22 protein-coding genes are annotated in these 21,708 nt (G+C 71.4%); 11 read left to right on the top strand and 11 right to left on the bottom strand.

Going from position 1 to position 21,708, the window contains the following annotated elements; translation table 11 throughout:
- Positions 1-45 precede the first annotated feature (45 nt).
- The 3 genes from QI633_RS03715 to QI633_RS03725 form a co-directional block, all read right to left on the bottom strand.
- Positions 46-1,425, bottom strand: a complete 1,380-nt coding sequence (locus tag QI633_RS03715) for an MFS transporter (RefSeq protein ID WP_282428133.1) — start codon at positions 1,423-1,425, stop codon at positions 46-48.
- A gap of 364 nt (positions 1,426-1,789) precedes the next feature.
- On the bottom strand, positions 1,790-2,695 hold the full coding sequence (locus QI633_RS03720; RefSeq protein ID WP_282428134.1) for an NAD(P)-binding domain-containing protein: 906 nt from the start codon (positions 2,693-2,695) through the stop codon (positions 1,790-1,792).
- 93 nt (positions 2,696-2,788) lie between these two features.
- Complete coding sequence (locus QI633_RS03725; protein ID WP_282428135.1) at positions 2,789-3,427, bottom strand: TetR/AcrR family transcriptional regulator; 639 nt, start codon at positions 3,425-3,427, stop codon at positions 2,789-2,791.
- A gap of 111 nt (positions 3,428-3,538) precedes the next feature.
- Between QI633_RS03725 and QI633_RS03730 the strand changes: the two genes are divergently transcribed.
- Together QI633_RS03730 and QI633_RS03735 are read left to right on the top strand one after the other, a co-directional pair.
- The gene (locus tag QI633_RS03730) at positions 3,539-4,240 is read left to right on the top strand and encodes a response regulator transcription factor (RefSeq protein ID WP_282428136.1); all 702 of its coding nucleotides are present in this window, start codon (positions 3,539-3,541) and stop codon (positions 4,238-4,240) included.
- A gap of 89 nt (positions 4,241-4,329) precedes the next feature.
- On the top strand, positions 4,330-5,199 hold the full coding sequence (locus QI633_RS03735; RefSeq protein WP_282429279.1) for a DMT family transporter: 870 nt from the start codon (positions 4,330-4,332) through the stop codon (positions 5,197-5,199).
- 40 nt (positions 5,200-5,239) lie between these two features.
- Here QI633_RS03735 and QI633_RS03740 read toward each other — a convergent pair whose 3' ends face one another.
- Genes QI633_RS03740 through QI633_RS03750 form a run of 3 tightly spaced genes read right to left on the bottom strand, consistent with a single transcriptional unit; the run spans position 5,240 to position 7,639 of the window.
- A complete protein-coding gene (locus tag QI633_RS03740; protein ID WP_282428137.1) occupies positions 5,240-5,644 on the bottom strand; it encodes a RidA family protein in 405 nt (134 codons plus the stop codon).
- Positions 5,635-6,795, bottom strand: coding sequence for a saccharopine dehydrogenase NADP-binding domain-containing protein (locus QI633_RS03745; protein ID WP_282428138.1), 1,161 nt, complete (start codon positions 6,793-6,795; stop codon positions 5,635-5,637). Before QI633_RS03745 ends, QI633_RS03740 begins: the two co-directional genes overlap by 10 nt.
- Positions 6,796-6,853: 58 nt before the next feature.
- Entirely contained in the window at positions 6,854-7,639 is a 786-nt protein-coding gene (locus tag QI633_RS03750) for an SDR family oxidoreductase (protein ID WP_282428139.1), read from the bottom strand.
- 166 nt (positions 7,640-7,805) lie between these two features.
- Between QI633_RS03750 and QI633_RS03755 the strand changes: the two genes are divergently transcribed.
- From QI633_RS03755 to QI633_RS03770, 4 genes are all read left to right on the top strand, one after another.
- Positions 7,806-9,395: an AMP-binding protein gene (locus QI633_RS03755; RefSeq protein ID WP_282428140.1), complete on the top strand. Its 1,590-nt coding sequence runs from the start codon at positions 7,806-7,808 to the stop codon at positions 9,393-9,395.
- Positions 9,396-9,523: 128 nt separating this feature from the next.
- On the top strand, positions 9,524-10,846 hold the full coding sequence (locus QI633_RS03760) for an NAD(P)/FAD-dependent oxidoreductase (RefSeq protein WP_282428141.1): 1,323 nt from the start codon (positions 9,524-9,526) through the stop codon (positions 10,844-10,846).
- Positions 10,843-12,111 carry an NAD(P)/FAD-dependent oxidoreductase gene (locus QI633_RS03765; protein WP_282428142.1) on the top strand — a complete coding sequence of 423 codons (1,269 nt, stop codon included), beginning with the start codon at positions 10,843-10,845 and terminating at the stop codon, positions 12,109-12,111. Before QI633_RS03760 ends, QI633_RS03765 begins: the two co-directional genes overlap by 4 nt.
- Positions 12,108-13,106: a hypothetical protein gene (locus QI633_RS03770; protein ID WP_282428143.1), complete on the top strand. Its 999-nt coding sequence runs from the start codon at positions 12,108-12,110 to the stop codon at positions 13,104-13,106. Before QI633_RS03765 ends, QI633_RS03770 begins: the two co-directional genes overlap by 4 nt.
- Here QI633_RS03770 and QI633_RS03775 read toward each other — a convergent pair.
- From QI633_RS03775 to QI633_RS03795, 5 genes are all read right to left on the bottom strand, one after another.
- Positions 13,082-13,438, bottom strand: coding sequence for a nuclear transport factor 2 family protein (locus tag QI633_RS03775; RefSeq protein ID WP_282428144.1), 357 nt, complete (start codon positions 13,436-13,438; stop codon positions 13,082-13,084). The genes QI633_RS03770 and QI633_RS03775 overlap by 25 nt on opposite strands.
- Positions 13,435-14,319, bottom strand: a complete 885-nt coding sequence (locus QI633_RS03780) for an NAD(P)-binding domain-containing protein (protein ID WP_282428145.1) — start codon at positions 14,317-14,319, stop codon at positions 13,435-13,437. The genes QI633_RS03775 and QI633_RS03780 overlap by 4 nt, the downstream gene beginning before the upstream one ends.
- A complete protein-coding gene (locus QI633_RS03785; RefSeq protein WP_282428146.1) occupies positions 14,316-14,753 on the bottom strand; it encodes an acyl-CoA thioesterase in 438 nt (145 codons plus the stop codon). Before QI633_RS03785 ends, QI633_RS03780 begins: the two co-directional genes overlap by 4 nt.
- Positions 14,750-15,925, bottom strand: a complete 1,176-nt coding sequence (locus QI633_RS03790) for a saccharopine dehydrogenase NADP-binding domain-containing protein (protein ID WP_282428147.1) — start codon at positions 15,923-15,925, stop codon at positions 14,750-14,752. Before QI633_RS03790 ends, QI633_RS03785 begins: the two co-directional genes overlap by 4 nt.
- Positions 15,926-16,056: 131 nt before the next feature.
- Entirely contained in the window at positions 16,057-16,683 is a 627-nt protein-coding gene (locus QI633_RS03795) for a TetR/AcrR family transcriptional regulator (protein WP_282428148.1), read from the bottom strand.
- A gap of 260 nt (positions 16,684-16,943) precedes the next feature.
- Here QI633_RS03795 and QI633_RS03800 point away from each other — a divergent pair, with 260 nt between their 5' ends.
- From QI633_RS03800 to QI633_RS03820, 5 genes are all read left to right on the top strand, one after another.
- A complete protein-coding gene (locus tag QI633_RS03800; RefSeq protein WP_282428149.1) occupies positions 16,944-18,005 on the top strand; it encodes an extracellular solute-binding protein in 1,062 nt (353 codons plus the stop codon).
- A 176-nt stretch (positions 18,006-18,181) separates the two neighbouring features.
- Positions 18,182-18,934, top strand: coding sequence for an SDR family oxidoreductase (locus tag QI633_RS03805; RefSeq protein WP_282428150.1), 753 nt, complete (start codon positions 18,182-18,184; stop codon positions 18,932-18,934).
- Positions 18,935-18,962: 28 nt separating this feature from the next.
- Positions 18,963-20,135 (top strand): acyl-CoA dehydrogenase family protein, encoded by a 1,173-nt coding sequence (locus QI633_RS03810; protein ID WP_282428151.1) that lies wholly within the window; start codon positions 18,963-18,965, stop codon positions 20,133-20,135.
- Positions 20,132-21,217: an acyl-CoA dehydrogenase family protein gene (locus QI633_RS03815; RefSeq protein ID WP_282428152.1), complete on the top strand. Its 1,086-nt coding sequence runs from the start codon at positions 20,132-20,134 to the stop codon at positions 21,215-21,217. Before QI633_RS03810 ends, QI633_RS03815 begins: the two co-directional genes overlap by 4 nt.
- A complete protein-coding gene (locus tag QI633_RS03820) occupies positions 21,217-21,669 on the top strand; it encodes a VOC family protein (protein WP_282428153.1) in 453 nt (150 codons plus the stop codon). Before QI633_RS03815 ends, QI633_RS03820 begins: the two co-directional genes overlap by 1 nt.
- Positions 21,670-21,708: the final 39 nt, after the last annotated feature.

Raw genomic sequence — 21,708 nt, forward strand, 5'->3', positions numbered from 1 at the left:
CGGCCCCTGTCGACGCGGAGTCGACAGGGGCCGGTCCGTCCCCACTCACCCGATCAGGTGATCCGCGCGCCGGCGGGCGCGTGCCCGCGAGATCAGCACGGTGACGGGGATCAGTGCGGCCAGCACGGCCGTGATCCAGTAGCCCGGGGCGTAGAGGTTCTCGGTGGCCACCTCGATCGTCGTGCCGGGGATGGTGATCACCTCGGCGCTGAGGACGCCGGCGACGACGGCGGTGCCGAAGGCGAACCCGAGTGCCATGCAGGTGCCGGCCATGCCGGACGCCATCCCTGCCTTGGCCTCCGGAGCAGCCAGCTGCACGAGCGTGAAGCCCGCGGCGTACCCGACGGCGCAGCCGAGGCCGATGATCCCGGCGCCGACGAGGTAGTGCCACTGCTGGGTGTGGGCGAGCGCCATCCAGGCGACTCCCGCCACGCAGATGAGGGCGCCGACGATCAGGACGCTGCCGCCCTTCCCGCGCTGGACGGGCCCGTCGGCCAGGATGCTGCCGACGAGGAAGGTCACCGCGAAGGGCAGCATCAGCACACCGGTCCGCAGGGCGCTGAGGCCGAGCCCGTAGGCGTCCGCGGCGGGGAGGGCGTCGGCCGGGACCTGCACGTAGGTGCTCATCAGGAGCAGGAAGGCCGCGTTCACCGAGGCGACGAGACCGATGCACAGTGAGGCGGTGACGACGAAGTCGGACTTGAGCACGGTGGCGTCGAACACGGCGTTGGAGGACCTGCGCTCGACCCGCACCCAGGCGATGCCGCCCACGATGCCGACGACCAGCGGGATGATCGCCGCGGCGCCCCACACGAGTCCCTGGGTCATCGACAGCAGGATCGCGCCGACCCAGCCGATCAGCCAGACCGTGCCGAGCAGGCCGATTCGTCCGGACGGCTCGGCGGGCGGGGTGTGCGGGATCGCCACCGCGGAGAGCGCGGTGGTGGCCGCCGCGGCCACGGTGAGCATGACGAAGAAGCTCTGGATGGACAGGTTCTCCACGACCACGCCGCCGCCGATCATCCCGACGACGATGCCGATGCCGGTCGCGATGACGATGACCGCGACTCCGACGGCCAGGCCGCTCTCGCCGAGGTGACGGCGCAGGAACCCGAGGGGCAGCAGCTGTGCGGAGCCGCCGACCCCCATGATCGCGCAGCCGAGCACCAGCGTCGGGTAGGAGTCCCCGATGGCTGGGATGACGGCGCCCACGGTGAGGAGGGCGGAGGCGATGACCGACGCATTGCGGTCGCCGTGGATGTCTGCGATGCGGGGCAGCAGGATGAAGCCGGCACCCCCACCGAGCGTGAGCGCGGTGTAGATCCAGGTCGTGCCCGCCACCGTCGCCACGCCGTACTGGGCCTGGACGATCGGGAGCAGCGGCGGAAGGAGGAAGACGACCGCGTTGGTCAGCACGACCAGCACCGCACCGATGGTGATGAGGGCCGGTCTGTTGGCGGTTCGCTCAGCGCGATCGCCGACGACCGCGGCCGCTGGGGTTGAGCTCGACATGACGACTCCGTTCGGGTGGACGCCGCAGGTTCGGCGCCGCAGGACGTTCGGTGGGCACGGGGGTGGCGATGCGCACCGCGGTGTGCGCAGCGGGTCCGCCGCCGGCGCGGGCCTCGCCTGTCAGCTCAGCAGGTTGTCGGCGTGGATCTGGAGAAACACGATCACTTGATCAAGACGATTGATCGTAACCCGGTGTGACCTACGTCGCAAGGGTCTGGTCTCGTCCTGCGGCGTCCGGTCCCGTGCGCGGGGCGTGGTGTCCGTGAAGCGTGTCCGGTCAGGCGCGAAGGGTCGCGGCGGCCGCGATGTCCTGCTGGCCCAGTCCGGCGTCGACCGCCTTCTGCAGGACCTGCGTCGCGGTCCGGATCATGGCGGCATCGCTGCCGGTGGCGCTGAGGGCATCGCTGAAGACCCTCGCGGCGTCGGCGTAGATGTCGATCGTGGCCTGGTCGGTCGTGAAGTCGTTGGCCGCGATCCGGTCGAGCGCCAGTTTCATCTGGTGCTCGAGCACCGTCAGTGAGTAGCTGCTCAGGTCGACCAGTACGTCGTGGGCGATCCCGAACTCCCGCACGAAGCCGGCCGCCTCGATGAACGAGGTCAGGGACGAGATGTAGAAGGCGCCGGTGAGGGCGGCGTCGATGGCGTTGGCGGCGCCGTGGTCGGTGCCGACGTGCATCGACGCGCCGGCGATCTCGAGGATGATGTCGCGGTGGGCCTCGAAGAGCTTCTCCTCCCCGGCCACCGTTATGCGGGTGTCGGCCTGCCCGAGCTGCTCGGGGTAGGCGCCGATGGCGGCATCGAGGTAGGGCACGCCGTGGGTTCGAGCCCACTCGCCCAGGCGGCGCGCCTCGGCAGGGGTGCCGCTGGTCATGTTGAGGACGGTGTGTGACCTCAGCCGTGCCGGGTCGGCGGCCTCGAGGAGCGGGAGGTCGTTGCCGGTGGTGACGACCAGGATGGCCAGCGGCGCGGAGGCGAGGGCGTCGTTGGCGTCACGCAGTGCCACGGCGCCGTCGGCGACGAGCGCCTCGGCCCGCTCGGGGGTGCGGTTCCACACCGCCACCCGCCGTCCGGCCTCGATCAGTGCGCGGACCATGGCCGTGCCCATGTTGCCGCAGCCGAGGACGGCGACGTCGAAGGAGTCGCCATCGGGAGTCGGGGCCGCCTGATCAATCGATCCAGTCATATGGCCGAGTTTGTGGACTCGGGTCCCTGCTGTCAATGGTCATGTCGACTGCGGGCGCGGCTCACCGTCGGCCCGGTGTCGCACCCGACCCGGTCAGGCAGGACGCGCAGGTGTCGCGTTGACCATCCGCAGGACGAGTCGGAAGTGGTGTTCTGCGACCTCGTCGATGCTGAGCCGCCCTCCGACGCGGAACCAGGTGAAGACGTTCTCGCACATCGTGGAGATGGCGTACGACGTCACCGACATGTCGTCGATGTCGAACGTGCCGCTCTGGACGCCTTGCTGGAGGATCTCGCGGAGCAGCTCGATGTAGGGCCGGCTCAGCAGTCCCAGTGCTCGCTGGTCCTCGGTGGTCAGGGACGAGGCCAGGGCCGAGTAGCTGTGGTTGCGGCGATCGCCGAGGTCCTCGAGCTGGATGCGGACGTAGGCGCGGACGTAGTCGCCGAGCCGCTCGGTGGCGCTCCCTTCGGTCCGCACGGACCCGCGGAGATCGCTGTACGACGTCTCGTACATGCGCTTGAGCATCGCGGCGAGGACGTCCTGCTTCGAGGGGAAGTGCCAGTAGATCGCCGCCGGTGTCATGCCGGCGGCCCGGGCGATCCGCGTGACCGACGTTCCTGCGTAGCCGGACTCGTGGAACAGCTCGAAGGCCGCGGACAGGATGCGCTCGCGTGCGCCGAGAGTGTCGGCCGCGGAGTCCGGCGGCGTGGAGTCGTCGATGCGCGCGGTCATGGTGCCGATGGTAGGGCCGCACTACCTACTTGCCAGTAGGACCTTGCGCCTAAATGAGCGCTCAGTTACGGTGGCAATCACTGGCTAAACGTTCATTTAATGGAGGCGTCGATGTCTGTTGCGATGAAGGAACAAGCCTCGGGAGTCGCGCTCGTTCGCGGCGTCGACACCACGATCGGTCACGATCACGGCCGCCTCGCACCCGCGGAACGCTGCCGACCTCAACGCGTCCTGATCATCGACGACCACGAGCTCACCCAAGCGGGCCTGCGTGCCGTGCTCGGCCGCGAGAGCTGGGTGGACTCGTGCTTCGGTGCCGCGTCGATCGAGTCGGCGTGGAACGTCGCCCTGCGGCACCACCCCCAGATCGTCCTGCTCAGTACGGCCGTCCAGGGGAGGCCGGGACTCGAGCTGTGTCGTCTCCTCCTGGAGCGCATGCCCTACGTCAAGATCATGCTGATGTGCGGCGACGGATCGGTCCCGGCCTCCCTCGCCCAGGCGAGCGGCGCCGTGGGGATCCTCCCCAAGCAGTCGACCGTCGCCGGCATCGTGGCCGCGGTCCGCCACGTCGCGGAAGGGGGCCGGGCGTTCCCCAAGACGTCGGTGGCGACGGACTCCGCACGGCTCTCGAGCCGTGAGCTCGACGTGCTGCGGCACCTCGTGTCCGGTCTCAGCAATCCCGAGGTCGCGGCCCGCCTGAACCTGTCGCGCCACACCGTCAAGCAGCACGCCAGCGTCGTCTACCGCAAGCTCGGTGTCCGCAACCGGGCCGAGGCGGCCAGCCGGGCCCAGGTGCTGGGGCTGGTCAGCTGAGCACAGAGTGGGAGCTCGGCCGCGCGGGCCGCGACGAGCCCGCGCATGCCGGGGTCGCCGACTCCCGGCGGATCGGGGCCGGCATCTTCCTGGTCCTTCTCTCCACGGTGATCTACGGCATCACGCCGGCCATCGTCACCGCCTCGCGCGGGGACGTCCCGGTGCTCGACATGATCGTCTACCGCTCCGCCGTCGCCGCGCTGCTGTTCGCGGTGCTCGACCGCCTCCGGCGGTCGCGACGAGCCGGGCCGAGTCGAGCCGCGGGCCCCAGCAGGCACCGCGGCATCCTGCTCGGGGCGGTCCTGTGGGGCCCTCAGGTCCTGCTGTTCTACGGCAGCTTCGCCTTCATCGACACCTCGCTGGCCGTCGCGATCAGCTTCGTGTACCCGTCCCTGGTGCTCTTGGCCGGCCCGCTCGCGGCACGCCGGCGCCCGAGCCCGCTCGACCTGACGCTCAGCCTGCTCGCACTGATCGGGATCGCGGCGCTGCTCCTTCCGGGTGGTGCCGGCGGCGTTCACGTGGTGGGGGTATGCCTCGCGCTGCTCGCCGCCGTCGGCTACGCCGGGTACGTGCTGGGCGCGGACCGGCTCCTGCAAGGCGCGCGGCCCTTCGAGCTCGGTGCCCAGATCTCGTTCGGAGCCCTGCTCTGGACCGCGGGCGTGGGCCTCGCGCTGCAGCGCCTCAGCGTGCTGGGCGACCCGCGCGACTGGCTGCTCGTCGGTGCCAACGCGGTGCTGATGGTGGCCGCGACGAGCTGCTACTACGGAGGGTTGACGCGGCTGGGGTCGGGCCGGGCCTCGCTCCTCGACTCGCTCCAACCGGTGGTCGCCCTCGCTGCCGGGAGCATCCTCCTGGGCGAGAGCATGGTGGTGACGCAGGTGCTCGGCGTCGCGCTGGTGGTGGCCTCGGTCGCCGCGAGCTCCGTCGTCGCGCGCCGCAACGCCGAAGCCCGCCGGTGATCTCGTTCACCGGCGGGCTTCGGGAGGGACGCGCGGACGATCAGCAGTACGCCGTCGCGTCGATCTCGACCAAGGCGCCCTCGTGGGCGAGGGCGCTGATCCCGAGCACCACCATCGCGGGCACGCGCAGGCCGGTGGCGGCGACCGCCTTGCCGAAGCCGCCGAAGACCTCCTCGTCGATCTCGGGGCGGTAGTCGACGATGTAGATGCCGAGCTTGGCGATGTCGCCCACCTGGGCACCGGCAGCCTCGACGGCGCGGACGACGTTGCGCATCGCCAGCTCCATCTGGCCGGCGTAGTCGCCGCGGTGCTGCAGCTCGTGGTTCTCGTCGAGCGCGATCTGGCCGCCGACCTCGACGGTCCTGCTGCCCGAGGCCACGGCGACGTGCACGAACCCCCGCGGCCGGTAGAGCCCTTCGGGCTTCAGGTAGTCGGTCACGGGCATGGTGCCACCTCCAGGCGGATGTCGAGCGGGGCGAGCGCGGATCGCTCACCCGCGTACGGGGCGAGTCGGTCGAAGAAGGCGATCGGGTCGATGCAGCCCTCGGGGCCCAGGACCCCGGTGGTGGTGATCTCGCCGCGTGCCAGCATGCCGACGGCGATCGCCATGGGGATGCACGTGGCCTCGCCCATCTCGCCCTCGGGCATGTAGTTGGTCGCGACCGTGACCCGGGCCGGCTCCCCGCCCTTGGTTCCCTCGGCGTACGCGAAGACACCGGGGAAGTCGGGGACGGGACCGGCGGCGGGACCGCGGCGCGACGGGTTCATCACCAGTTCCTTGCTGGCCTCCGGAACCGTGAGCTCGCCGGCCCGGACCCGGTCGCGCACCTGACGCGCAGCATCGATCAGACCCGGGCGCGAGAACATGACGTTCAGCGACTCCGTGATCTTGGGGAAGTAGCGGGGCAGCGTGATCGGCTCCGGATGACCACAGGTCCATACGGTGCCGGGACCGATGCCCGGGTAGTCGAGGACGAGCTCCTCGAGAGCATCGGCGGACTGGAACTCGCCGTCGCGCCAGATCCGGATCGGCTCGGCCAGGTTGTGGATCCAGTGGTCGATCGCCGCCGCCGGCCGCACGTCCGCCGGGTTCTCCGGCGGCCGGGGGATCCCCGACCCGCCGCGCCACGCCGTGTACAGCTTGTCGACGGTGTCGAGCTGGTCGTGGGCGACAGCAGCCAGCAGGTTCGAGAGTCCCGGCGAGGCGCCGATGCCGATGATCGCCGTCACGCCCCGGGCCCGCGCGTCGTCGTCGAGCTCGAGCATGTCGATCGTCGGCTCCCAGTCGTCGGCGATGTCGACGTAGTGCTTGCCCGCCTCGAGGGCCGCCTCCAGGACCGGGCGGCCGTAGAGGTAGAAGGGGCCGACCGTGTTGAGCACCGCGTCGGCGTCGCCGATGGCGGAGACCAGGGCGCCGCGGTCGGTGATGTCGAGGGCCATGGCGCTCGCCTTGGCGCCGAGCCGGTCGGCGAGGGCCTCGGCCCGCGTCTGGTCGCGGTCGGCGATGACCACCGAGGTGATCGCCGGGTCCGTGACGGTCGCGGCGCAGGCGACACTTCCCATGTCGCCGGCGCCGCCGATGATGATGATGCGCATGTCTACTCCTTGAGGTGCGCTCGCCGGACGTGGGTCCGGCCGGTCGTGGGACGCAGGTTCACTGCGCGGTGTAGCCGCCGTCGACGATGAGGGCCTGGCCGGTCATGAAGTCGGAGGCCGCGGAGGCCAGGAAGACGGCCGGGCCGACCATCTCCTCGGGCTGGGCCCAGCGGCCCAGGGGCGTCATCCGGCGCAGGTACTTCGCTGCCGCCTCGTCGGCCATCGCGCGCGCCAGCATCTCGGTGTCCACGAAGCCGGGGCACAGCGCGTTGACCTGGATGTCCTTGCGGGCCCACTCGAGGGCCAGCGCCTTCGTCATGCCCATGACGGCGTGCTTGGAGGTGATGTAGGCGAGTTCCTCCCGGCTGCCCACGTGGCCGAACATCGAGGCGACGTTGACGACCTTGCCGCCGCCGTCCCTGAGGAAGGGGGAGGCGGCCTGGCAGAGGAGGAAGGTCGATCGGACGTTGAGGTCGATCACCTTGTCCCACTCCTCCGCGGTCGTGTCGTCGATCCCCTGCTCGTTGTCGTAGCCCGCGTTGTTGACCAGGACGTCCAGGCCTCCGAGCAGGTCGACGGCGCGCTCGACGACCTGGGCAGGACCGTCGCTCGCGCCCCGGAGGTCTCCGGTCAGGGGGTGCACCGCGCCGGGGGAGTCGGCGGCCAGCCGGCTCGTCTCCTCGAGGTCCCCGGCGGACCGGGCGACAGCGACCACCTGGGCTCCACGAGCAGCGAAGCCCAACGTGATGGCCCGGCCGATGCCGCGGCTCGCGCCGGTCACGATGGTGCGCCGTCCGGTCAGGTCGAATGTGTCGGCGCGGCTGGCCGTCTCAGTGAGTGTCATGCACGGAAGGGTTCGGCGACTGCGCCGCGCCAGGGGCGTCGGGACGGCGAATCATGCCCACCTGGGGGAGATCGGGCGCCGTCCTCGATCGCCGACCTCCCCTGAACGGGCATTTTTTCTGGGCGTCGGTGTGGAATCGATCACCTCGAGTGGTCACCATCGGAGGGTGACGACTGACTTCGACCCCTCCCGCACGCCCGCCCTCGAGCTCGTGGCTGCTGCGGCGGACGCACCGGACCTTCCCTTCGTCTCGATCGACGGTGAGGAGGCGACGTACGGCGAGGCGTGGACCGCGGTCAGCGAGACGGCTCGCGGCCTCCGCGCCGTCGGCGTGAACCCCGGAGAACGCGTCATCCTCCTCATCCCCAACCGGCTCGAGGCGGTCTGGGCGTGGTTCGGCGTGCAGGCCGCCGGCGCGATCGACGCGCCGATCTCGGTCGAGGCACCGGGCGCGTTCCTGCAGTACCTCGCCGACGACCTCGGCCCGACCGCGGTGATCGGGACCGCTCCGCTGCTGCGCCGGCTCGCGGAGGTCGTGTCGACCCCACCGGCCCTCGCCGTCGTGGTGGGGGAGGCGCTCGACGACGAGCCCTTCGGCTCCACCACCCGCTACCTGTCCTTCGACGAGCTGCGCGCGCTCGGGGCCGCGACGGACGAGACGCTCGACCTGCCGCCAGCGTCGGCCATCGGCACGATCATGTACTCGTCGGGGACGACCGGCCCCTCCAAGGGCGTGATGCTCTCCCAGGGCTACTACGCGACGCTGTCCGCGGTGCACACCGGGTTGTTCGACATCCGTGCCGGCGCGTCGACGTACTGCGTCCAGCCGTTGTGCCACATCGACGCGCGCTCCGCGCTCGTCAACTCGCTGCACCTGCGCGGTCGGCTCTTCCTCGGCACCCGGTTCAGCGCGTCGCGGTTCTGGGACGAGGTCGAGGAGCACGACGCCGACGTCTTCTTCTACGTCGGCACGATGATCCACCTGCTCCACAAGCAGCCGCCGCGGCCGCTGGGGCCGACGAGCCGCCGTCGCATCGGGCTCGGGTCCTCGACACCGGCCAGCATCCAGCGCGAGTTCGAGGCCCGGTTCGACTGCGATCTCTACGAGGGGTACGGCATGACCGAGTTCGGCGTGATCCTGGCCCAACAGCCGGGCGAGACCGAGATCGGTCACGTCGGGACGCCGCCGGAGTGGGTGGAGGTGCAGGTCGTCGACCAGGACGACCTGCCGGTGCCCGACGGCACGCCGGGCCAGCTGCTCGCGCGACCGCGTCGCCCACATCTGCACATGCTCGGGTACTGGAACAAGCCGGAGGCGACGCTCGAGGCGTGGCGTGGCCTGTGGTTCCACACCGGCGATGTGGTGGTCCGGCGTGCCGACGGGCGCTTCGAGTACGTCGGGCGGACCAAGGACTCCATCCGGCGCCGGGGTGAGAACGTCTCGGCCTGGGAGGTCGAGCAGGCCGCGTCACGTCACGAGCTGGTCCTCGAGGCGGCCGCGATCGGTGTCCCGTCCGACGTCGGCGAGGAGGACATCGCACTGCTGGTGGTGGCGTCCGCCGCCGGCCGTCCGGACCCGGCGCAGCTGCGCGCCTTCATGGCCCGCGACCTGCCGCGCTACGCGCTCCCGCGCTACGTCGAGTTCGTCGAGGAGCTGCCGAAGACGCCGTCGGAGCGGATCGCCAAGGGCCTGGTCCGCGAGCGCGGCCTGACCGCGCAGGCGTGGGACGTGGAGGCGGTGCCGGCCGGCGCCTGACGCCGTTGCCGCACCAGATCCCCCAGTCGGGCGCAAAGTTCCGGCGATCCGGGCCCGTCGCGGCGATGGACAGCACGATGTGCAACGCCCGCAGCGCGCGGACGTGGAGCGAACTCAAGGAGAGCGGCTTGCGCAACTTGGACACGGGACCGACGATCGTGATCGGAGCCGGGCTCGCCGGACTGACGGCAGCGTGGAAGCTCGTGCAGGAGGGCCGCGAGGTCGTCGTGCTCGAGGCCGAGAACCGCCTCGGCGGGAGGGCCTACTCGGCCCTCGAGGGCTGGAGCGCCGACCAGTACACCGACTACGGCGGCGAGCTGATCGACAACGACTACCGGGCGCTCACCACGCTGTGTGACCAGCTCGGCGTACAGCTCACGGAGCCGATCGCCTACGCGCTCCCCGAGGACGACGACCTGTCCACGGTGGAGGGCTACCTCCGCGTCGGCACCTTCGTGGTCGACGGCGAGCTGCTCGACCGGCCGGCGTGCCTCGAGGCCGCTCGCCGGATCCGGGCCGCGGCCGAGGCCCACCCGCCGGCCCAGCAGGAGATCGTCGAGCAGTGGATCCGCCGCGCCCGGCTCGAGCGTCGAGAGGCGGGTGTCGTGCGGTCCGTGGCCCGGATGCTGTGCCAGCTCGACCCCTGGGACTGCGACGTCCACTTCGTGTTCGGCAAGGCCAGCCAGGGCTTCCGCCGCATCGTCGGCGGCACCCAGCAGCTGGCTCTCAAGCTCGCCGAGGGGCTCGACGTCCGCCTCGGTGACCCGGTGGTCCGGGTGCGCCGGCAGGGCGGGGTCACGGTCGAGACCGAGAGCGGCGCGACCTACGAAGGCAGCCGAGTGGTCTGTGCGACCGGCCCGTTCGCCATGGTCCAGATCGGGTTCGACCCGCCGATGCCCGAGGAGAAGACGTCGAGCGTGCAGTCCCTCCTGCCCGCCATGGGCGGCAAGGTGATGGCGCAGTACGCCGAGGGCGACGCGATCCGCGACCGATTCCGTGAGGTCGTCTACACCGACGGCCCGTTCAACGCGTGCTGGGTGACCATGCACGAGTCGACGAGCGGCCCTGCGATCGTGACCGCGTTCGTGACCGGCGAGGCCCGCCACCTGCTCGGTGACGAGGCCGCATCCCTCGACCGGCTCGACGAGCTGGTGGCGCAGGTGACCGGCGCGCCGGTCACCCGGATCCGCGGCGAGGTGAAGAACTGGTGGGCCGACCCCGTCGCGATGGGGATCACGGTGACCCCGTTCGACCCGGAGCGCCCGGCGATCGCCGGCACGCTCGCGGCCATGGAGCGGCGTACGCACCTGGCCGGCGACTACACCGAGGCCGGCATGGCCGGAACCCTCGAGGCCGCGGTGCGCTCGGGTCTGCGCGCCGCCGACGAGGTGCTCCGCACACCGCAGCGCTTCCACATCGACGACATCAACGAGAGGCTGGCCCGGGCATGAGCACGGTGGTCATCGGTGCCGGGCTGGCCGGCACCTTCGCAGCACGAGCGCTTTCCGACGCCGGCGAGGACGTCGTCGTCCTCGAGGCGACGCCCCACCTGGGCGGACGCACCCGCTCCAACCGCGAGGTGCTCCGACACGGTCAGGTCGCCGACCTCGGCGGCTCCTTCCTCGACATCGGCCAGGACCTGCTCCTGGAGTTCTGCGTCGAGAACGGGATCACCCTCAAGCCCGAGATCCGGATGTTCCCCAAGGGCCCGGACGCCCGCTACAGCGGGGCGTCGATCCTGCTCGGGCACGTGGTGATCGACGAGAAGCGGGTCGAGGACGACGTCCGCGCGGCCCTCGCCCGCGAGGTGCAGGACGCCCTGGACTCCGTACCCCCGGGGGAGAAGGAGACCCTCAAGGCGTGGGTACGGCGCGCCGGGCTCTCGCGCGACGCCGCCGACGCCTATGTCATGCAGGGCGCGTTCAACCCCACCGCGCGCTCGGAGCTGGTCTCGTCCTGGCACGTCCACCCCGGCGACATCGGCCGGATCTGCTGGATCCTCACCGACGGCACCGACACGATGGCGCGCGTCGCCGCCGACGGCATCGACGTCCGGCTGGACACGCCGGTGCGGCTCGTCGAGCGGGTCGGCCGCGGCTACCGGGTGCACACCGACGCCGACGTACTGACCTGTGACAACGTCGTGGTGAGCTCGTCGGTCCAGGCCACGCGCCGGATCGGGTTCGACCCCGTCCTCCCGTCGTGGAAGATGGCCGCCCTGCTGGGCACCCCGCTGTCCCAGGGCGGGAAGGCCGTCGGCCAGTACCGCGACGGTGCCGCCATCGCCGCGGCCGCGGGGCCGAGCACGATGACGAACGGGCCCGTGAGCATGTTCTGGCTCAAGCAGGGCCCGGAGGACACGATCATCGCGATGGGCACCATGGCCGACCTCGGCGACGGGATGCTCGACGACGAGGAGGCGACGCTCGTCTCCCTCGACCGCCACATCGAGGCGATGACCGGAAGGACTGCGGAGCGGATCGCCGGCATCGTGCAGAACTGGACGACCGAGGAGTTCGTCGGCGGCGTGGTCAACCTCGGCACGGGCGGCTTCGCCCGCCGTGCCGCACTGGGCGCTCCGGTCGGCGGCATCCACTTCGCCGGCGAGGCGACCGGGGAGTGGCCCAGCGCCATGGAGGGTGCCGCTCGCTCGGGCCTGCGGGTCGCCGCGGAGATCCTCCAGAAGCGACGGGCGCACGGGAACGGCGCCGCGTGACCACCCTCGAGGGCGGTCCGGTCCCGGTTGTCGTCCAGGGCCTCGGCCTCCTCGGGCGCACCGCCGTCGAGCTGTGCGCGGGGACCCCGGGCGTGGAGCTGGTCGCGGTCGTCACCCGTCGTCCGGAGGCCGCCGCCGGCCTCCCGGACGGCGTGGTCGCGCTCGCCGATCTGGGGGCGGCGGGCCGCGCCTTCCCGGGCGCGCTCGTGCTCAGCACCGTGCACGCCCTGGACGAGGAGCTGGCCGACGTCCTGGCCGAGGCGGCCCGGGCGGGCCTCGACATCGTGACCAGCTCGGGGCTCTTCCACCCGGCCTCCCAGCTCGGGGACTGCGGCGCCGCGCTCGACGCGGTCGCTCGCGAGCACGCCGTGCGCATCCTCGCGTCGGGGGTCCAGCCCGGCTTCGTCCTGGACGTCCTGCCCGCGGCCGTGCTCGACCTGGCACCCGGCTGGACGGCGGTCGACGTCGTCAAGCCCTCCGACGCCCGGTCGTGGCCGGTGTCGACGCGGCACATGCTCGGCATGGGCGAGGCGCCCGAGGTGGTCGCCTCCTCGGTGCCGTATCCCCTGGCCGCGTCGGCGCACCTGATCGCCCGTGCCGTGGGACGTCCCGTGGTCGAGCTGCGCGAGTCGCGAGTGGCGGAGACGCTGGACCGGGAGCTCGTCCTCGCCGACGAGTCGATCCCGGCAGGCAAGGCGGTGGGCTTCACCCACGAGTGCGTGGCCGAGCTCGAGGGTGGGCGAAGGGTCCGGGTCTGCTGGCAGCCGACGCTGGCCGCGACGGACGAGACCGACCTCTCGCTGCGCCTCGAGGCGACCGGGGGAGCCGAGCTCACGATGCGCCTCGACGGATCCTTCCGCCGCGATCCCTATCCGGCGACCGCGGCCCGCATGCTGCACACGGCCGTGCGCGGGCGGTCCCTGCCGGCCGGACTGCACCTGGCGGTGACCCCGGGACTCGCCTGGGGCGGTCAGCTCGCGAGCGAGGACCGGTAGTCGAAGTAGTCACGCTGCTCCACCAGGACGGTGCCGCGCACGGTCACGAACGTGGCGCCGCGCAGCAGGTGCCGTCCTCCTGCGGACGCGCTGTGCTGGACCCACTCGATGCACGCCGTGGACTCGTCCTCGACCACGTGCTCGAGCCTCACGGTGAGGTCGTCCAGCTGCCGCCCGATCGAGGCGAGGTACGGCGCCACCGCGGCCCCGGCGAGCGCGCCGGACAACGGATCCCAGTACCTGCTCTCCTCCGAGTAGAAGGCCGCGACGGCCACCTCGTCCCCCGACGCCATCGCCGTCATCGCGGCGAGGAAGGTCTGTGACGGCGTCATGACCGTGCCGGCGGCTCTCGCCGGACGTGGTGGAACGCGGCCGCGGGATCGCGGTCCCCGTCGCCCTGCTCGATCGCACGGCTCAGACAGGTGACGAACGCGGCACGGGAGAGACCGTCGATCCCCAGCCGGTCCAAGGCGGACTGACCACCGACGAGGTCACGGTGGACGGCCGCGATGGTCGCCTGGTCGCCGGCGAGCCGGTCCTCGGCGATGCGAGTGGTCGAGTCCTGCATCCCGTCCGACAGGATGCGGCTCATGCCCTCCGCGGCGCTCGCGAAGTCGCGAATGCCGATGCCCGAGGCGTCGGCGTAGGCAGCGGCCTCGAGGAAGGCGCCGTACGCGCCGTAGTAGAAGTGCCACAGCGGGCCGGAGAGCGCGGCGGGAGCGCCGGGGTCCTCGCCGACGAAGACCTGTCCCGGCGCCAGATCGGCGAGAGTGCCGGCCCACTCGTCGAACGCGGCCCGGGCACCGCCGTACAGGACGGTCATCGCCTCCGTGCCGAGCGAGCGCGGGTAGCCCAGCACGGAGCCGGCCAGGAACGTGGCGCCGTGGCTCTGGGCCCACGCCTGCTGCTGCCGTGCCTGGTCCGACCGGCCGGTGCTCAGCTGGATCAGCAACGTGCCGTCGAGTGCTGCGGCGCAGTCCTCGGTGTCGAGCAGCTCCCGCGTGATGCGGTAGCCCGGAAGTGAGACGACGACGGCGTCCGCCGCGGCGACCAGCGCCGCGACGGACGCCGCTGGCGTCGCACCGTGCAGCCGATGGGCCACCTCGGCCGTGCGGTTCCAGACGAGCACGTCGTGCCCGCGGGCGACCAGCATGCGGGCGATCGCGGCGCCCATCGGGCCCAGGCCGGCGACGCCGATACGCCGGGTGCTCATGCCGGTGCGTCGAGCAGGGCCGCTCGCTCGGCATCGGCGAGGCGCCGCGGGCCGCGGCGCTCGGTGTCCCAGGCGACGTAGCGTGTCTGGGCGAGGCTGCACCGCTTGCCGGTGGCATCGGACAGGGCCAGGTCCAGGACGAACGAGCTGGCGCCGACGTGCGCGACGTGGACGTGGATGGTGACGGGCTGCTGGGGCCGGCGTACCTCGCTCAGGTACTCGATGGTCGTCCCGGCCGTGACGTAGGTCGGCGACGCGAGGCCCCAGCGGTCGGTCATGAACCTGCCGACGCCCTCCTCGTACGCCGCGGGGTAGGCCGCCGCGGTCATGTGGCCGAGCTCGTCGAAGTCGCGCCACCACACCTGGATCTGCGTCGACCACCAACCCGTGGTGGGCGCTGCCGGGTCCGGGAACGGCACCGACGGCGCGTTCATCCGCGCTCCTCGACGACGGCCAGGAGGTCGTCGGCGCTCGTCAGGCTCTCGTCGGTCAGCGGGGCCAGCAGGTCGAAGAAGGCCCGCGGCTCGATCGCCGTCTCGGGGGCGTGCACGCCCGTCTCGCGCAGCTGGCCCCGGCGGAGCAGCTCGACCCCGATGGCGAGGGGGATGCCCGTGTTCCCGCCCATCTTGGCTGGGTGGAAGAAGCGCGGGTAGACCGCCACACGGCAGGGCTCGCCGTCCTTCTCGCCGATCGCGAGCGACCACTCGATCGGCAGGGCGCTGCGCTCGTGGACGGCGTCCGCGGGCTTCGGCGGGTCTGCCAGCATGGCGGCGCCCGTCTCGAGGTCGATCTCGCCGGCAGCGAACCGCGCGCAGACCTCGCGGAGGTACTCGAAGAGCCACGCGGGCCCGGACTGCAGGTTGAGCGAGGACTGCAGCCCGGGGTAGCGCCGCGGCAGGGTGATCGGCTCGGGGTGGCCCATCGTGTACGCCGTCACCTTGCCCAGACCCGGGAAGTCCAGGTCGACCTGCTCGACGGGGTCGACGGTGCCGGTGGCGCCGTCGACCCAGGCACGGACCGGCTGGGCGCACTGGTGCAGCCAGTGCTCGACCGCAGCCGACGCGGTCGGCGCAGGGAATCCCGGTTCGTCGACGATGGTCGCACCGCTCAGCTTCCAGCCCGTGTGGAGCTCGGTGACGACGTCGAGCTGGTCGGCGGCGTGGACGGCGCACAGGTTGGTCACCCCGGGGCTGCCGCCCAGTCCGACGACGACGTGCAGTCCCCGTCGCCGGGCCTCCTCGTCGAAGTCGAAGACCTCGACCGTCGGCTGCCAGTCGTCGTTGATGTCGAGGTAGTGGCACTCGGCGTGGAGTGCCGCGGTCAGGATCGGACGCACGAACGTGGCGAACGGCCCCATCGTGTTGACGACCACGTCGTGCTCGGCGAACGCGGCCGCGAGCTGGTCGGGGTCGGTCGCGTCGAGGCGCAGCGCGCGGCACGGACCGCCGACGGACGCGGCGACCCGCTCGGCGCGGTCGAGGTCGATGTCGGCGACGGTGAGGACCTCGGCACTTCCGAGCCCGGCGATGGTGCGGACGGCCCACCGACCCATGGAGCCGGCTCCGCCGACGGCGATGATGCGGAGCGGACGATGTGGTTCGGACATGGATCCTCCTGCGAGAGACGTGGAACCAGATGGTCTGCGCAGGCTAGGGAGAGTGCTGGCGGTGCGCGCGCACCCACAGGTCAAGTACACCCAACTGGGTGGCTCTTCGAGTGGCGGCGGTCAGTGCCGGATCACTGGCCGGACATGAACCTGAGCACCATCTCGGCGTACGCGGTGGCGACCTTCCCGGGCGGTACGCCGTCGTCGCGGTACCAGCGCGCGATGTCGACACCCAGCGAGATCACGGCCGCGACGGCGAGCCGCCGGTCGGGCGGATCGAACGCACCCGTCGCGATGCCGTCGTCGACCAGGGCGCGCAGCTCCTCGGTGATCGCACGACGCAGCAGGAGGATCTCGACCAGGTGGTCCTGGCTCAGTGCCGCCAGCTCGTAGTTCACGACGCGCGACATGACGTGGGAACGGGCGTGGTACATGGCGAAGTCGTGGACCACCGCCCGCAGGCGCGTCGCGGGGTCCTTGCCCTTGCCCAGGGCTTCGCGCACCACCGCGAGCGCCTCTTCGTGGCCGCGTCGGGAGATCAGGTAGAGGAGCTCCTCCTTGGAGCTGTGATGGACGTACATCGCCGTCGGTGAGATCCCGGCCGCTCGGGCGATGTCGCGCGTGGTCGTGCCATGGAAGCCCTTTGCCGAGAAGGTCGTCACCGCCGCCGCGAGCAGGCGGGCCCGGGTCTCGTCCCCGCGGGCCGCGGGTGAGGGGCCGGCCGGGGTGCCCGCCGAGGTACCTGTGCTGGTTGACATCGCGTGCTCCCGCGTCGCAGTCCGAGGGTGGGCGGCGCCGTGCCGGCATCGCGCCAAACGAGTGAGCCGCGCAGCCTGCTCCGTCGCTGAGCGTCCGGTCAAGGGCCCGGGGGCCGAGACCATCCCTCTGGGGGACCCCTGCGCCGAGGCAGCGTTCGCGACATCCCCCGACCGGGGGGATGTCCCCTCGGCGCCCGTCGGCGAGGGTTGTGACCTGCCTAACATGCCGCGACATTCGAACCGGGGATGAGGAGACAAGGATGACCACGAAGACGCGCCACAGGCGGCGTAGCTGCGGGATCGCGCTGATGCTGGCTCTCAGCCTGGGCGCCGCGGCGTGCGGCGGCGAGGGATCCGGAGGCGGCGACGGGAAGACCAGCCTGACCTTCGTCAACTACGGCGGTGACGGGATGGAGGCCGCGAAGGCCGGCTGGCTGGCTCCCTACACGGAGAAGACCGGCGTCACCTTCACGACCGACCAGCCCAGCGACCAGGCCAAGATCAAGGCCATGGTCCAGTCGGGAAGGACGACCTGGGACGTCGTCGACATCGACAGCGCGTCGGCCGGCGACCAGTGCGGCAAGCTGTACGAGAAGCGCCCCGCCGACTTCGACACCAGCGAGCTGATGACCGACGAGATCACCGACGACTGCATGATCCCGATCATCAACCAGACCATCGCGCTCGTGTACAACAAGAAGCTCTACGGCGACAACCCGCCCACGTCCATCACCGACTTCTTCAACCAGGACTTCCCGGGCAAGCGCATCGCCTTCAACTACTGGACGGGATCGGCGGAGGCGCTCGCCCTCGCCGCCGGGGTGCCGGCCGACGACGTGTACCCGATCGACTGGGACAAGGTGACCTCCGCGGTCGGGTCGCTCGGTTCGAAGATGAGCTTCCAGGCGACTCTCGACCAGCAGGGACAGGCGCAGGAGTCCGGCGACTTCGGCATGTGCCTGTGCTATCTCGGACGGTCGGCCCTCAGCGCCGAGAAGGGAGCCGAGCTCGGTGTCGTCTGGGACAAGATCTGGGTCGGCTGGGACGGGATGTACGTCGTCAAGGGCTCGAAGCACGCCGACGCCGCCTGGGACTTCGTCCAGTACATCGCGACCACCGAGGGCCAGCGGGGGTACTACGAGCGCCTTCCCTACAGCCCGACGACGACAGGTGAGCCGCCGGCCGTCAAGCCCGAGTTCGAGCCCTACATGCTGACCTCCAACGAGGACAAGGTCCAGGAGACGTCCTACTTCGACGCGAAGTACTGGGCCGACCAGGGCGCGGCGGCGGCCGACGAGTGGGTCAAGCTCACCTCGGGCTGAGCAGGTCAGCGGAACACCCGACAGTCGGGGGATTGAGCGGCGTCGTCGGGGCCTGCATCGTTGCTGTTGGACAAGCACCAGAGGTTGCGACCTCGTACCCAGCAGGAGGTTGCAGTGCCCGACGACGTCGCTCTGCGTTGTGCCAGGACCCGTGTCGCGGCACGGCGGTGGCAGCCATGAGCCGGTTCACCGGCGAGACCGCGATCCTCACCGGGGCCAGCCGCGGCATCGGACTGGGCATCGCCGAGCGTCTGGTCGCCGAGGGCGCCCGCGTCGTCATCACCGGTCGCAACCCGGAGTCGCTCGAGGAGGCCGTCGCGCACCTCGGCGGTCCCGCCCACGCCCTCGGCGTACCCGGCCGGGCCGACGATCCGGACCACCAGGACGACGTCATCCGCCGGACGCTCGAGACCTTCGGGAGCCTGGATCTCCTGGTCAACAACACCGGGATCAACCCGACCTACGGACCCGTCGTGCAGATGGACCTCGGCGCCGCCCGCAAGATCGTCGAGGTCAACTGCATCGCGGCGCTGTCGTGGGTGCAGAAGGTCCACGCCGCGTCGATGAAGGAGTACGGCGGCGCGATCGTCAACGTCTCCTCGCTGTCCAGCGTCCGGGCAGCACCCAACATCGGGTTCTACGGGGCCAGCAAGGCGATGCTGAACTCCCTCACCGAGCTGCTGGCGGTCGAGCTCGGTCCGGGCACGCGGGTCAACGGCGTCGCGCCGGCCGTGGTCAAGACCAGGTTCGCTGCGGCCCTCTACGAGGGCCGCGAGGACGAGGCTCGTCAGGCCTATCCCCTCAAGCGGCTGGGGGAGCCCGAGGACGTCGGCTCCGTCGTGGCCTTCCTGTTGTCCGACGAAGCCGGTTGGCTGACCGGCCAGACCGTGATCATCGACGGGGGCGTCAGCCTGACCGTCGCCGAGTGACCGGGCCACTCCGGTCGATGGAGGAACGATGAGAGAAGAGCTGCACGACCGGGTCCGAGTCTTCCTCGCGGACCATGACCCCGCGACCACCGAGCGCACGCAGTTCCTCCGGGCCCGCTACGACGCGGGCCTGGCATGGGTGCACTTTCCGATCGGCCTCGGCGGTCTCGGCCTCGACCAGGCGCTGCAGCCCGAGGTCGACCGGCTGTTCCGCGAGGCCGGCGCACCGGACAACCGGCCGGGCGCCAACACCATCGGTCTCGGCATGGCCGGGCCGACGATCCTGGCCTATGGCACCGACGCCCAGAAGGACCGGTTCCTCCGGCCCCTGTGGACCGCCGAGGAGATCTGGTGCCAGCTCTTCAGCGAGCCCGGAGCCGGGTCCGACCTGGCCAACGTCGCCACGCGCGCGGTGCGTGACGGCGACGAATGGGTCGTCAACGGGCAGAAGGTCTGGACCTCGGGTGCCCACAACGCCAGGTTCGCGATCCTGGTGGCGCGTACGGATCCCGGCCTGCCCAAGCATCACGGGCTCACCTACTTCCTGTGCGACATGACCGACCCCGGCGTCGACGTACGCCCGTTGCGCCAGATCACGGGGGAGGCCGAGTTCAACGAGGTCTTCCTGACCGACGTACGGATCCCGGACGACCAGCGACTCGGCGAGGTCGGCGAGGGGTGGAAGGTCGCCAACGCGACGCTCAACAACGAGCGGGTCTCGATCGGGAAGGCGGCGGACCGCGAGAGCGGCATGGTGGGTGTGGTGGCCCGCACCTGGCGGGAGCGTCCCGAGCTGCGCACCCCCGAGCTCCACGACCGGCTGCTGCGGCTCTGGGTCGACGCGGAGGTGGCCCGTCTGACGGGCGCCCGCCTGCGCCAGAAGCTCTCGCTCGGCCAGCCGGGCCCCGAGGGCTCGGCGATGAAGCTGAGCTTCGCGCGGATCGCCCAGCAGCTCTCGGGCCTCGAGCTGGAGCTGTTGGGGGAGGAGGGCCTGCGCTACTCCGACTGGACCCTGGTGCGGCCCGCGAACGTCGACTTCACCGGTCGCGACGCCGGCTACCGCTACCTGCGGGCCAAGGGCAACTCGATCGAGGGCGGGACCTCCGAGATCCTGCGCAACATCGTGGCCGAGCGCGTCCTCGGACTGCCCGGCGAGCACCGCGTCGACAAGGACATCCCCTGGAAGGAGAGCGCGAAGTGAGCGACCTCGACCTGCTCCACAGCGAGACGGAGGAGGACCTCCGCGCGAGCGTCCGGGCCCTCCTCGGCGACCACTGCGACCCAGTCGCCGTGACCCGGATGTACGACGGCGACCGGTTCGCCGTCGACGGGCTCTGGAAGGCGCTCACCGACCTCGGTCTCCCAGGGCTGCTGGTTCCCGAGGAGCGCGGCGGCCAGGGCGCATCGGCCCGCGAGGCGGCCGTCGTCCTCGAGGAGCTGGGCCGCACGGTGGCCCCGGTGCCCTTCCTGACCAGTGCGGTGATCGCGACCACCGTCCTCCTCGAGAGCGACAGCGACCTCCTGGCCGCCGTGGCCGGCGGTGAGCGCACTGCGGTCCTGCTCGTGCCCTGGTCGATCGCGGCCACCGACGACCTCCCGCGGATTCGTTCGGACGACGGCGTCCTGACCGGCACGGTCACCAGCGTCGCCGGCGCGCTCGAGGCGGACCTCCTGCTGGTGCCCGTGGCCAGTGGCGACGGCCTCGCCGTCCACGCGGTCGACGCATCCGACGCGGGCGTGACGCCGCTGGTGTCCCTCGACATGACCCGCCAGCTCGCCGACGTCGTCCTCGACGGCGCCGTCGGCACACTGGTCCTCGACGACGCGGCGCACGCCGTACGCCGGGCCATCGACGCAGGGGCGGCGCTGCTGGCCTCGGAGCAGGTCGGCATCGCCCGATGGTGCCTGGAGACGACGCTGGCCCACGTGAAGGTGCGCAAGCAGTTCGGCCGGCCGATCGGCGGCTTCCAGGCGATCAAGCACCGCCTCGCCGACCTCTACACCGGGGTCGAGTCCGCGACAGCGGCCGCCCGGTATGCGGCGGCGACACTCGCGGAGGGCGACCCGGACGCGACGATCGCCACCTCGACGGCCCAGGCCTTCAACGCCGATCTCGCCGTCCTCGCTGCGGAGGAGGCGTTGCAGCTGCACGCCGGCATCGGGATGACCTGGGAGCATCCGGTGCACCTGTACCTGAAGCGGGCCAAGGCCGACCAGATCGCCCTCGGGCGGTCCGGCCAGCACCGCGCGCGGCTCGCGACGCTCATCGGACTGCCGGGCTGATGGGCACGCCCGACGCCACCGCGACGATGGGGGAGGTCGCAGCCCTGCACCACATCGGGATCGTGACGACGACCGGGCGCCACGCCGACGTGGTCGGCCGGCTGGTCCGGACCCTCGGGGGTGCCGTGGAGTACGAGGTGGAGGACGATCCGCTGGACGTGCTGGCGACCTGGGTGCTCGTCGCGGACGGCCTCAGGTTCGAGGTGGTCTCGCCCCGCAGCGACCGGGCCACGCCCGTCACCGCCTTCCTGGACCGGACCGGCGGCGGGCTCCACCACGTCTCCTTGGAGACGGAGCAGATCGGGACCTGCCGCGACCTCGCCGCCGCCGGTGGCGCCCGGATCATCGGAGAGAACGACGACCACGGCGGCTGGGCGGAGTTCTTCGTCGACCCGCACCAGACGGGCGGTGCGCTGCTGCACTGGATGCAGGCGGTCGACATCCGGACCTGACGATCCGGGTCGCGGGTGAAGAGATATCCCCCGGGTGTC

Source organism: Nocardioides sp. QY071 (genome assembly GCF_029961765.1).
In the GTDB taxonomy this organism is placed as follows: Bacteria; Actinomycetota; Actinomycetes; order Propionibacteriales; family Nocardioidaceae; genus Nocardioides.

Coding starts and splice junctions, on each gene's coding strand:
- QI633_RS03720 (WP_282428134.1), bottom strand. CDS start 2,695: ATGACTGGATCGATTGATCAGGCGGCCCCGACTCCCGATGGCGACTCC.
- QI633_RS03725 (WP_282428135.1), bottom strand. CDS start 3,427: ATGACCGCGCGCATCGACGACTCCACGCCGCCGGACTCCGCGGCCGAC.
- QI633_RS03730 (WP_282428136.1), top strand. CDS start 3,539: ATGTCTGTTGCGATGAAGGAACAAGCCTCGGGAGTCGCGCTCGTTCGC.
- QI633_RS03740 (WP_282428137.1), bottom strand. CDS start 5,644: ATGCCCGTGACCGACTACCTGAAGCCCGAAGGGCTCTACCGGCCGCGG.
- QI633_RS03745 (WP_282428138.1), bottom strand. CDS start 6,795: ATGCGCATCATCATCATCGGCGGCGCCGGCGACATGGGAAGTGTCGCC.
- QI633_RS03750 (WP_282428139.1), bottom strand. CDS start 7,639: ATGACACTCACTGAGACGGCCAGCCGCGCCGACACATTCGACCTGACC.
- QI633_RS03765 (WP_282428142.1), top strand. CDS start 10,843: ATGAGCACGGTGGTCATCGGTGCCGGGCTGGCCGGCACCTTCGCAGCA.
- QI633_RS03775 (WP_282428144.1), bottom strand. CDS start 13,438: ATGACGCCGTCACAGACCTTCCTCGCCGCGATGACGGCGATGGCGTCG.
- QI633_RS03780 (WP_282428145.1), bottom strand. CDS start 14,319: ATGAGCACCCGGCGTATCGGCGTCGCCGGCCTGGGCCCGATGGGCGCC.
- QI633_RS03785 (WP_282428146.1), bottom strand. CDS start 14,753: ATGAACGCGCCGTCGGTGCCGTTCCCGGACCCGGCAGCGCCCACCACG.
- QI633_RS03790 (WP_282428147.1), bottom strand. CDS start 15,925: ATGTCCGAACCACATCGTCCGCTCCGCATCATCGCCGTCGGCGGAGCC.
- QI633_RS03795 (WP_282428148.1), bottom strand. CDS start 16,683: ATGTCAACCAGCACAGGTACCTCGGCGGGCACCCCGGCCGGCCCCTCA.
- QI633_RS03800 (WP_282428149.1), top strand. CDS start 16,944: ATGACCACGAAGACGCGCCACAGGCGGCGTAGCTGCGGGATCGCGCTG.
- QI633_RS03805 (WP_282428150.1), top strand. CDS start 18,182: ATGAGCCGGTTCACCGGCGAGACCGCGATCCTCACCGGGGCCAGCCGC.
- QI633_RS03810 (WP_282428151.1), top strand. CDS start 18,963: ATGAGAGAAGAGCTGCACGACCGGGTCCGAGTCTTCCTCGCGGACCAT.
- QI633_RS03820 (WP_282428153.1), top strand. CDS start 21,217: ATGGGCACGCCCGACGCCACCGCGACGATGGGGGAGGTCGCAGCCCTG.